Source organism: Peribacillus sp. (genome assembly GCF_059453735.1).
Window position 1 is genome coordinate 1 of the sequence record NZ_JAZVJO010000277.1, and the last position, 14,301, is coordinate 14,301.

Sequence of the window (14,301 nt, forward strand, 5' to 3'; positions counted from 1 at the left end):
CCTGTATTTGTTCATGCTTACCAAACATTTTCTCTAACCTGTTTTTATTTCTGGCAAATGCCGTAACAGCGATTCCTTTATCAACTAGTTCATTTACAAGTGCGCTCCCCATACCTCCAGTTGCCCCTAAGACGATGACCTTTTTCATTCTCTCATCTCCCACCCTTTAGTTAACCACTGGTCAATTGCAAACAAAATGATAAATCAAGCTAAAACTGCCTTCAAAATCAAATTCACATGTGTTTCAGCCAGCCCTTTAACTTCGTCATATGTTTGATCGTTTCGGCTATGGACTGTTACAAATCCATGAACGGTTAACAGGACAAACCATATCTCTTTAGGACCTGCCTTCTTCTCAGTAAGCTGATGGATTGTTTCAGCAAATCGTTCATAGCTTTCATTCGGTTCTTGTTTTAAATAGCTCTTCACTTCTTTATCTTTCGTTAAAAACATTAATTCATAATGATTAGGATGATCCATACCAAATTTTATAAAGCCAAGCAAAATTCGCCTCCCTTTTTCAAGCTTTGTTCCTTCCATTTTGAGAACACTCTGCAATTCTCTGTCTAGTAACGTAAAATCTTTCAAAACAATGGCATAAAAAATTTCTGCTTTATTCCGAAAATGATAATAGAGTGCACCATGTGAGTAGCCTAACTCGGTAGCAATCTTCCTCATAGATACATGTTGATAGCCCGTATCAGCAAAAAGATTTCTTGCTGTATCCAAGATCATTTCTCTTGTTAATTCATTTTCTACTACTTTTCTTGGTGACATATTAAACTCCTTTTTATTAACCACTGGTTAATTCATATTTTAAATATTAATCCATTTATTGTCAAATAAAATTATTAACAAAAAAAGCCACAGCGCCTGCTGTGGCTTTTCCGAACATTTATTAGTGTTTTCCAGTCAATTGACCTTCTTCTTGAAGCATTGTCCCATGTTTAGCAAAATTCGTATGCCATGAGAAAGCTTTTTCTAAAATATGCGGTGTTTGACCGCCTCTTTCTAGTGCTTCTTCGAAATAAGCTAGAAGTTGTTTACGATACATGGGATGTGAACAGTTGTTAATGATAACATGAACCCGCTCTCTAGGCGAAAGTCCGCGCAAATCTGCATAGCCTTGTTCTGTTATGATTACATCCACATCATGCTCTGTATGATCTACATGTGAGGCAAATGGAACAATACTTGAAACGGCACCATGCTTGGCGATAGATTTTGTCACAAAAATGCTCAGACCAGCATTACGGGCAAAGTCACCAGAGCCGCCAATTCCATTCATCATTTTTGTTCCGCAAATATGTGTCGAATTAACATTCCCATAAATATCACATTCGACTGCTGTATTGATTGAAATCAAGCCTAAACGACGAATGATTTCAGGAGAATTTGATATTTCCTGCGGCCGCAGGACGAGCTTATCTCGGTATTGATCAAGGTTTTGATAAACCTGATGTCCTTTTTCCTCAGACAAGGTAATGGAGCATCCTGAGGCAAATCTTACCTTTCCCGCATCCATTAAATCAAATACAGCGTCCTGCAAGACCTCTGAATAAACTTCTAAATCATTAAATTCTGAATCTAAAAATCCGTGGAATACAGCATTAGCAACTGAACCTATTCCGGATTGAAGTGGAGCCAGTTTTTCTGTCAATCGGCCAGCTTTTATTTCTTCTCGAAGAAAGGTTAGTAAATGGGCCGCCATTTCTTGCGTTTCTTCATCCGGAGGAACAATTGTTGATGCTGCATCAGGTTGAAAGGTGACGACGATTCCTTTTATTTTTTCAATATCTACAGGTATTCCAGCGGTACCAATGCGGTCATCAACCTTTGTCAATGGGATTGGCTCACGTTCTCCTTGTTTAGCAGGTAAATACACATCATGGATTCCTTCTAACGATCCAGAATGTGAAACGTTTAATTCAATAATAATATTTTTTGCATGTTGAGCGAAGATCGCCGAGTTTCCTAAAGAAGTTGTTGGAATAATCATTCCATCTTCGGTGATGGCAAGAGCTTCGATAATTGCAAAATCAATATCGTCAAGAACTTCATTGCGAATTAGTTCAGCCGTATGCGATAGATGCTGATCAATATACACTACATCCCCTGAATTGATTTTACTGCGTATGCAGCTGTCTGCTTGAAATGGAAGACGTTTATTTATGATTCCAGCTTCAGCCATAAAGTGGTCAACTTCAGGACCTAAAGAAGCCCCCGTGAAAACATTCACTTTAAAAAGACTTTTTTCACGTTTGGCGCGCTCAACAAGAGCCATTGGAATAGCCTTTGCATCACCAGCACGTGTAAATCCACTTAAACCTAAGGTCATGCTATGCTCTATCCATAAAGCTGCTTCTTCCGCAGTAACAATTTTATCTTGAAGATATTCATTCCGCACTAAATTGTAAACGCTTTCGTTCATATAACGTTCCCCCATTCGCTTTTTCTTATAATTGTAACCATTTCGTCACAATTAGACATTCGAAAATGAATGAAAAGCCTTAAATGAGGGATAAAGAAGAATATTCCATACATAATCAACAAATTTCATTTAAAATCCTAACGCCCTCCGAAAATGGCTGGCGTATGTCTGGCTAACTTGTATCTTCGTCTGATTTTTCATAATCAGTAAGAAGGTTGAGTGAAAATCAGGTAAAATTTCAGCAATAAAATCCACATTAACAATATACGAACGATGAACTCGAATAAATTGTTCAGTTGGGAGAATGAGTTCCAGTTCACTTAAATTAAGCTTATGTGAACCTTTTCCTCTTCCAGATTGAATCCTTGTTTTTCTGTTTTGCGCTTCTAGAAAAATGATTTCTTCAAAAGGCACAGGAACCCAAGACTCATCTGTTTTAATCGTAAGAAACGTACTTGAAAGAAGATATGGTTTGGAAGGCATAATGGCCGTTACACAGCCCTTTGGAGAAACGCCTTCGAAAATTGGTACCGACATACCGTAATACGGAGTACCAAATGCATTATGTTCAACAAACTCAGCCACCTTTTGCTGTGCGGCTAATGCTTTATACGTAACAGTATCTTCTTTTATATTGTCTCCTGGTCTAATTCCCAAGTCTACTTTTTTACTTGGCTGATAATATATAAATTCTCTGTCATTAGAAACCGCAATCGAAGTTTCTTTGGGAAAGAAATCCCCGATAACATTCATAACAGAAGAAACTGTAAATCGATCCATTTGTGTAATACACCCCTGATTTATAATTTCGTTTCGTATATCTCGCTGCTTTTTAAAGGGTGGTAGAGGAAAAACCACGTCGCATTTCTAAAGCTCAACACTATTCTACCTAATTTCTACAGTGTTTGACATAGAAAAATGTTTACATAATGAAAAAATCCTCTAATTCCAGACTGCTTATTCGATATTTACTAATTCCCTTCTTATACTATAACAATAAAAACCACCTACCTAAGAGGAAAGCGGTTTTTATGATAGCTATTTAATTTTATTTGCCTTTTCACTCTGCAATTTTTCTAAATTTGCTAATGGAAGGTTAGATAAAAAAGATCGGTCGACCGGCTGATAGACATTCTCCAAAATCAATATGTTAATGATTTCTTCCTTTTTTGCCCATACCATTTGTGCCAGCTTCCCCATTTTTTATTTTCCTCCTCTTACTTTATACAGGTTCATTTTTAAGTGCAGCATGTCCTTCTGAACCCGTTCTAATATTTATTACATTCCCTAATTCATAAATAAAGATCTTGCCGTCTCCCGGTTTTCCTGTTTTGAATAGCTTACTGGCAATACTCACCACATCAGCAACAGGTACCTCACATACAACAATTTCTATTTTAAGCCTATCGTGTAAAGTAATTTCACGTTTTACCCCTCGATAAGTTTCTACATAACCCTTTTGCAGCCCTGTACCTAAAACATTTGATACGGTAATTCCACTAACGCCTATTTTCGCCATTTCTTGTTTGAAGGCATCAAACTTATCTGTTTTTGTGATAATCTCAATTTTCGTTAGTACCTCTCCCATACGAGCACCCCTTATCGTCTATAATGATTCGTGATATGCTTTTTCACCATGAAGCGTTAGATCTAAGCCCATTGTTTCATCTTCTTCATTAACCCGTAGAGAGGTTACAAAACCAACCAGCTTAGCTATAACAAAGGTTAGTACAGCAACGAAAATATAAGTAGCAATAATAGCAACAAGCTGTTTCCAAAGTAAATTGAAATCTCCTGCGAATAAACCATCTGCTCCTGCTTCATTTACTTTAGTTGTAGCGAATAAGCCTGTTGCGATACCGCCCCACGTTCCGCCGATCCCGTGCAGCCCAAAAGCATCTAATGCATCGTCATAACCAAGCTTGCTTTTCAGATAGGAAACGCCCCAGAAACAAACCGCCCCACCGATACCTCCAATTAGAATGGATGATGGTGTGGTCACGAATCCACATGCTGGCGTTATCGCTACAAGACCCGCAATTGCCCCAGATAGCGCACCTAACATCGTTGGCTTTTTGTTTACAATATATTCAACTAACAACCATCCAATGATACCGGCTGCTGCTGCGACCGCTGTATTAACAAAAACATTCATTGCGACTTCATTAATAGAAAGAGCACTTCCAACGTTAAATCCATACCACCCAAACCAGATTAGCGCTGCTCCAAGAAATGTTAAAGGCAGATTATGCGGCGCACTTTCCGATTTACCTTTCCGTTTCCCAAGCATGATCGCTAATACAAGACCCGCTACACCAGAAGAAATATGAACCACGTTTCCTCCCGCAAAATCTAAAGCACCCAGTTGAGCTAACCAGCCGCCTCCCCAAACCCAGTGAGCAATTGGAGCATAAACAAGTAACGACCATAAGATTGTGAAAAGTAAGAATGCCGAAAACTTCATACGTTCAGCGATTCCGCCTGCAATAATGGAAACTGTTAAAACCGCAAAAGTCATTTGGAATAACATGAATAAATTATGTGGAATTGTCTCACTATAAGGTCCTGGTTCAAACCCTACATTATTAAGACCCATCCATTCAAATCCTCCAATAAATGAGTTGCCCGGTGAAAAAGATAAGGAGTATCCCACAAGCACCCACAGAATTGATATCACCGCCATCGGCATAAAACTATGCATAGCCGTATTCAAGACATTTTTACTTTTTACCATTCCCCCATAAAAAAGTGCAATTCCTGGTGTCATAATCCAAACCATCATTGTTGCCAAAAACATAAATACCGTATCTGCTGCTTGCATAAACCCATCCCCCTCTTTTCTACATGTTAGTTTATATAACATTAATATGTGATGTTTATTATCATATACCGAAAGGACTAAAAAATCAACGAATTTTTAGAATATTTTATTTATTAGTCAGATAACCTAACATAACTAGTGACAAAGTATCGTAATTACCCATGGCATAACCTATTATAACGGAGCTGCCATTTATGTCGGAGTGGGGTACTACAACCGCATGACTGCAAAAGAAATTTGCTAGTACAAATAAATTACAAGGACCTGAAAATCAGGTACAATAAGGATATCAACAGGATTTAATCCACTTATGTTTGTTACCTGCAAGTGGATCTAAATTCCTATTTAAATTTAGTAAGGAGTGAATATTTATGGGGGTTACCCTTAGCAAAGGTCAAAAAGTAGACCTTACCAAGTCACATCCAGGATTACAAAGTGTAATTGTAGGACTAGGATGGGATGTTAATCAGTTTGGTGGTAGTTATGATCTAGATGCATCCGCTTTCTTAACAGGTGTTGATGGAAAAGTCCAAAGTGACCTTGACTTTGTATTCTATAACAATCCCTCTGGCGGAAATGGATCCATCCAGTACAGTGGAGATAATCGTACAGGTGCAGGGGCTAATGATGACGAACAGATTCGAATAAATGTTGGACAAGTACCAGCCCAAATTCAGCGAATAGCCTTTTCCATTACTATTCATGATGCACATTTAAAAAATCAAAATTTCGGACAAGTGTCTAATGCTTATGTCAGAGTGGTCAATGCGGAAACAAACGAAGAACTCATTCGATTTAATCTTGGACAAGACTTCACTGTTGAAACAGCCATCGTAGCTGCTGAACTCTATCGACATAATGGCGAATGGAAATTTAATGCCATCGCCAGTGGATTCCAAGGAGGCCTAAATGCCTTATGCCGCAATTTCGGTGTGACGGTTGATGATGCACCAGCACCAACACCTCCTCCAATTCAGCAGCAGAATTTTCAGCAGCCAACTCAACAGCATTCGAACTTCCAACATCCTAGCCAGAATTATAACCCGCCTGCCGCGTTTAATTCAGTTCCTCCCCAAACGTTAACGAACACTCAAGGTGCAACAGGTACTTATGGCGGTGATGAAATTCGCTGTACCCGCTGCCAATCTACTAACGTTACTACAGGGAAAAAAGGGTTTGGTTTAGGAAAAGCAGCAGTCGGTGGATTAATTCTTGGACCTGTCGGATTATTAGGCGGTTTTATCGGAAAAGGGAAAATCAATTTCACGTGCAATAGCTGTGGAAATAAATGGTCTCCATCTCAAACAGATTATACAGAATGGGCTGTGCAGCAAAAACGAAAAGCTCAAGAGGTCTTTACCCGTTTCAAGAGCCAAGATACTATGGACGCTGTTGTTGCCGCATGCGCACTAGTGGCAATGGCTGATGGACAACTCGACGCTTCTGAACGTCAAAAAATGACTGAATTCGTCACTCAAAGTGAAGAATTACGCGTATTTGATAACCAAAAAGTCCTTTCTCAATTTAATCTCTTTGTACAGAAGATTGAAAGAGATCAAATTATTGGACGAGCAGACGCTTTTAAAGCACTTGGAAGAATTAAAACTAAACCTGAAGTTGCGCGGCTTGTTGCCCGATATTGTATTGCCATTGGTTACGCAGACGGTAATTTCGATCCAAACGAACAACGTGTGGTTCGAGAGATTTGCTTTGAACTAGGATTAAATCCAGATGAGTTTCTTTCTTGATACTCTCTATGACTAAAAAAAAGATTGTAGAGGAATCCTCTACAATCTTTTTTCTGCTTACTCTCTTTTTGATTTCCAGCTAAAATAACTTCTATTGATTCGTTTTTCTCCGAATACCGCGTACATCCCTTCTCTGGTGACGACCCAGGATGTGCCGAATTTACGAATCGTTCCATAGGGAAAATCACCAATACGCTTACGCAGCGTAGAAGCTTCTATTCCCCATTCTGAACAAGCATCGCTTGAACTAAGTATATTTTTATCATCTAAGTTAGGCTGTTGTTTAAATAAATTAATCACAGAAGTCACCTTCCTCTGTAATATAGTTTATCAATAAATCATTAAGATGCAGATATGTTTTTATTCTTCTCATAAGCTGCTAACACCTGCTTTAGGATATCTTCTGCAGCCAGCAGACCACGGTTCTCGGTTCGTAGTATAGTGTTGCCAAGTGCAGCCTCATTTAACTCTCCGTGCAGAGGGGCAATAGGAAGGTCAGCAACCTCAAGCATACATAAATCGAGAAGAGAATCTCCAGCTGCAGCAACAAACGTCTTCCCCATTTTCTCTTTAATGTGCGCAACGGCATCCCATTTATTCACTGGCATCGGCACAAAGTAGAGCTTCCGTCCTTGAAGAGACATTTTCCATCCTGCTACTGCTGCTGCTTTCTCAAAATCCTTCAACTCTTCAAGCGGCGCCGCTGCCTGATCAATTATATAATAATGAAATAACTCATCGGCAGTACGCTCCGAAAGAATCCAATTATCATGAGCAAGTTCACTAAACTGCATTTTTAAGTCTTCCGGTGACATAGAGCTTTCTTTCATCTTGCGCCTAATTAATCGCTGCCAGTCCTGATCTGCTTGGCCTTTTACAAGAATATTCCCTCCGTTACTCGTCACGGCCATATCAGGAATAATTTCTTCTTGAAACAACGTAATTCGTTGAAATTGTTTAATCGTACGGGTCGTTACTGGTAAAAAAGTCATTTTTTCATGTACTTCTTTTAGCAATTCAATTGCCGCACTAGTCATAAACGAAATTTCACGGCCTTCATAGGTTTCGATTAAACGAATAGGAGGTTCAATGGTTCCTTCTTTTAGCCGAAAAGCTCGTTTTGAATAGATCATGGTTTGATCTAGATCGCTGGCAAATATCATATGTCGTTTAGCTCCTTATTGTCTTAATTAATCCGCAGCAAGTATAAGACATATTCTTATATTCTTCAATAGGTACAGAGCGGTCCTTAGCTAATAGCATTATATGTTTTAAGCGTGGATCATTTTTATCTTGGACAAGAATTTTCCAAGGAACCCTTCGGAGCAAAACTCTAGTCGTTTCTCCAACTCCAGGCTTAATATGATTGATGTCAGGAATTGAAAATTCTTGTTGTATTTGTTTAATATTTTCCAACCCAACCCAGCTTGGCTCAGTATGTTCAATTCTTATTTTGTTAAGCTGTTCCTGAATCCCTTGTTCTACTTTAGGATATTCCGAGGTCACTCGCTGTATAAAGTCATTAGAAACGTCTTCCCCTTCGAGATGCTGATAATACTTAGCACCATGGAAATCATAAGGTTTAATGAACTTGGTGTTATGAACAGTTCGGCTCACAAGACCAGATACTGTCGAGTTTAGACAAGCACTTGGTATTAAAAAGTCTTCCCGGGTTCCATAGATATCCACACAATATCCCGGATCTGCCAATACGGCAAGACTATCATCTACTGTAACACCATACTTCTCATTTAACTGTTTACATGCTTTGGTCAATTCATGAGTGATAGCCCCCTTACCGGTCCAGCCATCAATAAATTGAATGTCTTTGTCAGGATGATTTTCCAGTATATAGCGCATGGCCTGTTCATCAATCCCTTTTCCACGAATAATTGATACACTATAGTGAGGCACATTCATTTGAAAAGCGAATGATAGATATTTCTTTATTAAAATACCTATCGGTGTTCCTGCTCTAGCCAGAGATACAAGGACTAAATCTCTGCCCTTTTTATTCACAATTTCTTCAGCAACGACACCAACTGCAATCGCTAATTTATCGGCATATTCTTCTAATGAATGACGGTAAACCTCCATATACTCAGGCGTCGGTTTATATTCGATTGGAAGCATTTCCGAATAATGAACACCTGATTGGATTGCTTCTTCCCGATCTTCTGTTCCTCTTTCTTCCATTACATCACTTAAGTCTTTTAAAAGAAATGTTACATCTTCAGCCGGGTAACTTCCCATAGGCGTTAGCTGATAATTGTTTTTGACCGTCATTGAACATATCCCCCTCGTTCATGATAACAACAAATATACGTTTGGCTCCGACCTCTTGTAAAGCTTCAAGCAGTGATGACAATTGCTCATCCGGAACATTGCGTTCTATACATAAATAAATATCGTCATAGCTGCCATATTCTATATTATAAAAGTAATTCGTTATCCTATCGTCATCCGGACACGAGAAAGAAAAACCACTTCTAACCGCATATCCTTCTTGATCAACACGATGAATAGGGCTTCTCGTCGTTGATTGAAAATAAATATTTTCTCCCATAAAGGCTGCGATTTTCATTGGTAAGTACATAAACTCTCCAGTACCAAGACATAGAGCCCTGCCGCCAGAACGCGTTTTGCCTAATGCTTCCCCAATATTACGGGCATAATAGTTAATATCCGTCCTGTCATCTGAAGCGATACCATTAAAGCGGCCTGTCATAGCTGAATACGGCACATGGTTAACATCGCCATTACTAGTAACCGAGGATAGATGCAAATCTTTCATTCGTTTAAACTGATTAAATTGATTCAAATGAATTTTCTCTACAACTGCACAGATAGGCTCAGGTGGACGACTATATTCATAGAAACCTTCTTCTTCAACAGGCGTTCCTTCTACTGTAATCTCCCCAGCTAATAACGTTACTGTCTTCACCGTGATTCCTAGCCTTTGCTCAAGTTCACGATATCTCTTTTTATCTTCCTCTGATCGCCAGTCTAATAATGAGACGACCATATATTCGTCACGAGGGTATTCCCGATGAATAGCTTCGATTATGTTAATGGCCGTTTTCCCAGTTGTAATTTCATCGTCAACAAGAACGATCGGGCCGCTTTTTTTGAACATTTCTTCTTTCCCAAAACAACGTTGAGCAGTCGCATGGGAATGTTCTTCCTCAAACTTAATGACTGACTCCAATCCCTGCACCTGTTCTCTAGTTGTATGTATATAAGCTGCATTATCGAACAAATCAAAGACACTTTGTCCTAAAGAAGTAGCTGTTTCGGCAAATCCAATAAATAAGGTTTCCTCTGGGAGCTCAAATGGATGTTTCATTAGTTCCTGATATCGTTCCTGTTCACCATTTCCAGTTAGCAGTGCCTCAATTATCTCATCACGTTTAGGTACTTGCTGCTTATACAGATCTTCAATTAAACGGATAGCAAGCAGGGCCCCGCTTAATAAAGAAGTAACGGGTGCAACCGGTATATGCTTACCGAGAATCTTGCTGACAAATAGAAAACCTCGTTTTTTATTTTTCCGTGCAGCCATTCCAAAAAGATAATCGAGTGGAAGGTTATACGGATTTTCTTTCACTTGGACGTCAACAGATAAAGCGTCTAAAATATTAAATGTAGCTAAGTTCTTGTTCTGTGAGTAAATCAATGTATGAGTTCTGTTCATGGAACACCCCGTATACTTTCGCCTTATTTAGAATTTTTTTCGCCCAATTATAATGAGGCTTCATTTCGTTCATTTTGTTAGAAAAATGGCTTTTCAATACGCCGCCTTCACTTTCCATACTCTCTAAAATACTAACTGCATCCATGTATTCTTCATACGAAATTACACTAAATGCATGCACTGGTTTTATATGGGTCGGATGAATAATCGTTTTTCCCATCAGGCCATTATTCTTGTCCATCATTACTTCTTTAATGAGTCCATCCAAGTATTGATTAATCATTTCTTTCCGAATAGCCAGTCCTTCTTTGCCCAATATATTTTCAAAAGGGGTTTCTCTTAACTGAGGTTTCATGACGCGCTCACTCTTATAAAAGTACTCCCATACTGGCCCGGATACGATATACTCTTTCTCACTTCGGCCAAAAACGTTAACCATATCAGCAATACAATCCCTGACGACCGAAATATCATAAATCGTGTAATCGCTGCTCCTGCGAATTCCAAACAGTCCACAGAAATCGGTCGCACCCATCCGGACATTTAAAATGAGGTTATAGTTTTCATCAAGGAGCTTTTTAATACTCATTAACTCCGTCATTCTCGATTCTTTATAAATCACTTCGGGTGATTCTAAAATGGGCATTCCATAAAGATGTATACTGTAATTCTGATTGATTTCATGTAGAGCATCTAAATAGTCCACACCATTTTTATGCGTGAATTTCGGAAAAACAAAACCAGTTAACACACTTATCGCCTTACCTAGTTTTGCTGCCACACTCTTCATCTGAACATGGCTCCGCACTCGAATGAAAATCAATGGAATATCTTCATTTTTACATATCCCCAGATTAATACTATCGGAAAGTTGATGAAGCTGTGTAATGACATTTCTTTCTGCATGATCAACCTCTTTATCACTTACCGCATCTTCAAGATCTAAGACCATAGAGACTAGACCTGCATGTTTTTGTGTAAGGATGTCAGAACAAATTGCAGCTCTCGTTCCGGGCATATACAAGGAAGCACCTAGTGATAATGCCAACAGATCTTTCGGACTTTCTTTCGTAAAATTCATCGGTTCCCGATAAAAAATATTTTCAACACTTTCCTCGGTTAAGTAATTAAAATGCCTCATAAATTAATCTCCTTTACTCTTTGACACACACGCGACTGCAGCTGGATAAGTCTTTAAAATAAAACGAAAGGGAAAACACAAATGTGTTCACCCTTTTCGTTTCATTTATTCATTTGAAGCTTCACTTGCTCTGCGGACATTAAACTTATGAATAAGGAAAGTAATCAAGAATACCCCCACTAGCACGCTGAAGAATACGAATTCACCTACATGGTACCAATGGCTCATAACCATCTTAATACCAATAATTGCAATTAAGATAAACGCTGTCGCTTCAAGTTCTGGAATCTTTTCAATAAGTGTCAGGAATATTTGAGCAACACCACGCATCATTAATACTCCAAGCAGTCCACCTAGGAAAAGAACCCAAATTTGATCACTTACACCAAACGCTGCGATAACTGAGTCAATCGAGAATGCAATATCCATGACTTCAACTGCTGCAACTGTACCCCAGAAGTTACCGAATAATCTAATAAATATACCTTGTTTACTAAGAGCTTTTTCTTCATCTTCATTATCTTCTGCTGCACTCTCTCTTCGCTTTTTAAGGAAGTGACTGATTGCAAGCCATAGAAGATATCCACCACCGGCAATTTTGATCCACCAAATTTGTATGAGCCAGACCCCGACGCCAATAGCGATAAATCTGAATACATAGGCTCCGATAATCCCATAAAATAACGCCTTTTTCTGTTGTTCTTTTGGAAGAGGCTTAACCATAACCGCCAAGACAAGGGCATTATCTGCTGAAAGCAACCCTTCCAATACGATTAATGTACCAATAACTGCCCAAGCAGAAGGATCCGTAATTACTTGTTGGATTGCCTCCCACGAAAAGAACTTTCCGTATGTTTCCATCACTCCTGAAAAAAAGTCCATGTAAAATCTCCTTTAGTTTTTGCATGCTTCGGGCTTTTTCTCCTTTATGGGGAGGCAAACCGTATCACCAATATTTATTTAACTAATTACTTCTTAAACGCTTAAGCCGTAGTTACGGCAAAGGGCGCCAAGACCGCCTGAAAAACCGCTGCCAATGGCATTGAATTTCCACTCTGTACCGTGGCGATATAATTCACAAATGACTACAGCCGTTTCGATGGAGAAGTCTTCGCCTAAATCATAGCGCAATACTTCTTCATTATTATCTGCATTCACTACGCGAACAAACGCATTGGATACTTGGCCAAAATTCTGGCTTCGTTGGTCGGCATCATGAATGGTTACCGTAATCGCAACCTTATGGGTAGAAGAAGGTACTTTAGAGAAATCAATTACAATCTGCTCGTCATCTCCATCCCCTTCACCAGTCCGGTTATCTCCCGTATGCACAACTGCGCCGCTAGGATCTTGTAAATTATTATAGAAAATAAAGTCTAAATCTTGCGTACAAACATTCTTTTCATCGACTAAAAAAGCAGATGCATCAAGGTCAAAATCATAACCGCCTGAGTATCGATTTGTATCCCAGCCTAAACCAATTATGGCCTTTGTTAGTCCTGGATTTGTTTTAGTTAAATCAATTCTCTGGCCTTTTGCTAAAGAAATAGTCATTCAACTCATCCTCTCAACTAAAAAGTGTGTGTCTCGTTGAATACCATACTCAGCCTGCTGATAGACCATAATCATTAACTAGTGAAGCTAGTCCACCTTGATATCCGCTTCCAATAGCATTGAATTTCCATTCGCCGCCATGACGGTATAATTCAGCTACAACTACAGCTGTTTCAATAGAGAAATCTTCGCCAAGATCGTAACGAATTAATTCTTCATTACTTTGTTCATTCACTACACGGACAAATGCATTGGATACTTGACCGAAGTTTTGGCTGCGTGCGTCAGCATCATGAATAGTAATAGTAAATGCAATTTTTTCAACTTCAGCAGGAACTTTACTTAAATCAATTTTGATTTGCTCATCGTCTCCGTCGCCTGCGCCAGTAAGGTTATCACCCGTATGAACAACAGAACCATTACCACCTTGAAGATTATTAAAGAAAACAAAATCTTTTTCAGAAGCAACTTTACCTGATGCATTTAGAAGAAATACGGATGAATCTAAGTCAAAGTCATTTCCGCCATCATACTTATTCGTGTCCCAGCCGAGGCCGACAACAAGATTTTTCAAACCAGGATTTGATTTAGTTAAGTCTACTTTTTGTCCTTTACTTAAAGAAATTGCCATTTTACATTACCTCACTTTTTTTTATTTATACGTATTTATTTGCTATTTCCGAGATGGATGTATCTTTTGTTCCGTCTCCAATTGCGTTGAATTTCCATTCACCATTATGACGGTAAATTTCACCTACAAATAAAGAAGTCAAACCAGAATAGTTTTCTGTTAAATTGAAGTGAATCAATTCTTCGTTATTAGAATTATCAACTAGACGAATAAAAGCATTTTGAATCATACCAAAATCTTGTTTTCTTGTTACACAAGAATAGATGTTGACAACGAAGACA

At 38.8% G+C, this 14,301-nt stretch carries 17 protein-coding genes; 1 reads left to right on the forward strand and 16 read right to left on the reverse strand.

Annotated features, from left to right (window positions below; translation table 11 throughout):
• The 7 genes from AC52RT_RS08875 to AC52RT_RS08905 form a co-directional block, all read right to left on the reverse strand.
• On the reverse strand, positions 1 to 148 hold a 148-nt coding region (locus tag AC52RT_RS08875; protein ID WP_495540417.1), incomplete at its 3' end, for an SDR family NAD(P)-dependent oxidoreductase.
• A gap of 56 nt (positions 149 to 204) precedes the next feature.
• The gene (locus AC52RT_RS08880; protein ID WP_495540403.1) at positions 205 to 777 is read right to left on the reverse strand and encodes a TetR/AcrR family transcriptional regulator; all 573 of its coding nucleotides are present in this window, start codon (positions 775 to 777) and stop codon (positions 205 to 207) included.
• A gap of 121 nt (positions 778 to 898) precedes the next feature.
• Positions 899 to 2,431 (reverse strand): succinyl-CoA:acetate CoA-transferase ScpC, encoded by a 1,533-nt coding sequence (gene scpC / locus AC52RT_RS08885; protein ID WP_495540404.1) that lies wholly within the window; start codon positions 2,429 to 2,431, stop codon positions 899 to 901.
• A 129-nt stretch (positions 2,432 to 2,560) separates the two neighbouring features.
• Positions 2,561 to 3,211, reverse strand: a complete 651-nt coding sequence (locus AC52RT_RS08890) for a LytTR family DNA-binding domain-containing protein (protein WP_495540405.1) — start codon at positions 3,209 to 3,211, stop codon at positions 2,561 to 2,563.
• A 258-nt stretch (positions 3,212 to 3,469) separates the two neighbouring features.
• Entirely contained in the window at positions 3,470 to 3,631 is a 162-nt protein-coding gene (locus AC52RT_RS08895; protein ID WP_495540406.1) for a hypothetical protein, read from the reverse strand.
• Between the two features lie 22 nt (positions 3,632 to 3,653).
• Entirely contained in the window at positions 3,654 to 4,019 is a 366-nt protein-coding gene (locus AC52RT_RS08900) for a P-II family nitrogen regulator (protein WP_475727409.1), read from the reverse strand.
• A gap of 18 nt (positions 4,020 to 4,037) precedes the next feature.
• Positions 4,038 to 5,252: an ammonium transporter gene (locus AC52RT_RS08905; protein ID WP_495540407.1), complete on the reverse strand. Its 1,215-nt coding sequence runs from the start codon at positions 5,250 to 5,252 to the stop codon at positions 4,038 to 4,040.
• A 371-nt stretch (positions 5,253 to 5,623) separates the two neighbouring features.
• On the opposite strand from AC52RT_RS08905, the gene AC52RT_RS08910 reads away from it, so the two are divergent.
• Positions 5,624 to 7,000, forward strand: a complete 1,377-nt coding sequence (locus AC52RT_RS08910) for a TerD family protein (protein ID WP_495540408.1) — start codon at positions 5,624 to 5,626, stop codon at positions 6,998 to 7,000.
• A gap of 57 nt (positions 7,001 to 7,057) precedes the next feature.
• On the opposite strand, the gene AC52RT_RS08915 is transcribed toward AC52RT_RS08910, so the two are convergent.
• From AC52RT_RS08915 to AC52RT_RS08955, 9 genes are all read right to left on the reverse strand, one after another.
• Positions 7,058 to 7,300, reverse strand: coding sequence for a helix-turn-helix domain-containing protein (locus AC52RT_RS08915; RefSeq protein ID WP_495540409.1), 243 nt, complete (start codon positions 7,298 to 7,300; stop codon positions 7,058 to 7,060).
• A 41-nt stretch (positions 7,301 to 7,341) separates the two neighbouring features.
• Positions 7,342 to 8,163, reverse strand: coding sequence for an HAD family hydrolase (locus AC52RT_RS08920; protein WP_495540410.1), 822 nt, complete (start codon positions 8,161 to 8,163; stop codon positions 7,342 to 7,344).
• A gap of 7 nt (positions 8,164 to 8,170) precedes the next feature.
• Positions 8,171 to 9,286: a cysteine protease StiP family protein gene (locus AC52RT_RS08925; protein ID WP_495540411.1), complete on the reverse strand. Its 1,116-nt coding sequence runs from the start codon at positions 9,284 to 9,286 to the stop codon at positions 8,171 to 8,173.
• Positions 9,234 to 10,694: a phosphoribosyltransferase family protein gene (locus AC52RT_RS08930; RefSeq protein ID WP_495540412.1), complete on the reverse strand. Its 1,461-nt coding sequence runs from the start codon at positions 10,692 to 10,694 to the stop codon at positions 9,234 to 9,236. Before AC52RT_RS08930 ends, AC52RT_RS08925 begins: the two co-directional genes overlap by 53 nt.
• A complete protein-coding gene (locus AC52RT_RS08935; RefSeq protein ID WP_495540413.1) occupies positions 10,639 to 11,835 on the reverse strand; it encodes an HpcH/HpaI aldolase/citrate lyase family protein in 1,197 nt (398 codons plus the stop codon). The genes AC52RT_RS08930 and AC52RT_RS08935 overlap by 56 nt, the downstream gene beginning before the upstream one ends.
• 105 nt (positions 11,836 to 11,940) lie before the next feature.
• Positions 11,941 to 12,717 (reverse strand): TerC family protein, encoded by a 777-nt coding sequence (locus AC52RT_RS08940; RefSeq protein ID WP_495540414.1) that lies wholly within the window; start codon positions 12,715 to 12,717, stop codon positions 11,941 to 11,943.
• A gap of 93 nt (positions 12,718 to 12,810) precedes the next feature.
• Positions 12,811 to 13,389 (reverse strand): TerD family protein, encoded by a 579-nt coding sequence (locus AC52RT_RS08945; protein WP_495540415.1) that lies wholly within the window; start codon positions 13,387 to 13,389, stop codon positions 12,811 to 12,813.
• 49 nt (positions 13,390 to 13,438) lie between these two features.
• Positions 13,439 to 14,020, reverse strand: coding sequence for a TerD family protein (locus AC52RT_RS08950; protein ID WP_040374422.1), 582 nt, complete (start codon positions 14,018 to 14,020; stop codon positions 13,439 to 13,441).
• A 25-nt stretch (positions 14,021 to 14,045) separates the two neighbouring features.
• Positions 14,046 to 14,301 (reverse strand): TerD family protein (locus tag AC52RT_RS08955; RefSeq protein WP_495540416.1); only part of this gene is annotated, 256 nt, incomplete at its 5' end.

Coding starts and splice junctions, on each gene's coding strand:
- AC52RT_RS08880 (WP_495540403.1), bottom strand. CDS start 777: ATGTCACCAAGAAAAGTAGTAGAAAATGAATTAACAAGAGAAATGATC.
- scpC (WP_495540404.1), bottom strand. CDS start 2,431: ATGAACGAAAGCGTTTACAATTTAGTGCGGAATGAATATCTTCAAGAT.
- AC52RT_RS08890 (WP_495540405.1), bottom strand. CDS start 3,211: ATGGATCGATTTACAGTTTCTTCTGTTATGAATGTTATCGGGGATTTC.
- AC52RT_RS08895 (WP_495540406.1), bottom strand. CDS start 3,631: ATGGGGAAGCTGGCACAAATGGTATGGGCAAAAAAGGAAGAAATCATT.
- AC52RT_RS08900 (WP_475727409.1), bottom strand. CDS start 4,019: ATGGGAGAGGTACTAACGAAAATTGAGATTATCACAAAAACAGATAAG.
- AC52RT_RS08905 (WP_495540407.1), bottom strand. CDS start 5,252: ATGCAAGCAGCAGATACGGTATTTATGTTTTTGGCAACAATGATGGTT.
- AC52RT_RS08910 (WP_495540408.1), top strand. CDS start 5,624: ATGGGGGTTACCCTTAGCAAAGGTCAAAAAGTAGACCTTACCAAGTCA.
- AC52RT_RS08920 (WP_495540410.1), bottom strand. CDS start 8,163: ATGATATTTGCCAGCGATCTAGATCAAACCATGATCTATTCAAAACGA.
- AC52RT_RS08925 (WP_495540411.1), bottom strand. CDS start 9,286: ATGACGGTCAAAAACAATTATCAGCTAACGCCTATGGGAAGTTACCCG.
- AC52RT_RS08930 (WP_495540412.1), bottom strand. CDS start 10,694: ATGAACAGAACTCATACATTGATTTACTCACAGAACAAGAACTTAGCT.
- AC52RT_RS08935 (WP_495540413.1), bottom strand. CDS start 11,835: ATGAGGCATTTTAATTACTTAACCGAGGAAAGTGTTGAAAATATTTTT.
- AC52RT_RS08940 (WP_495540414.1), bottom strand. CDS start 12,717: ATGGACTTTTTTTCAGGAGTGATGGAAACATACGGAAAGTTCTTTTCG.
- AC52RT_RS08945 (WP_495540415.1), bottom strand. CDS start 13,389: ATGACTATTTCTTTAGCAAAAGGCCAGAGAATTGATTTAACTAAAACA.
- AC52RT_RS08950 (WP_040374422.1), bottom strand. CDS start 14,020: ATGGCAATTTCTTTAAGTAAAGGACAAAAAGTAGACTTAACTAAATCA.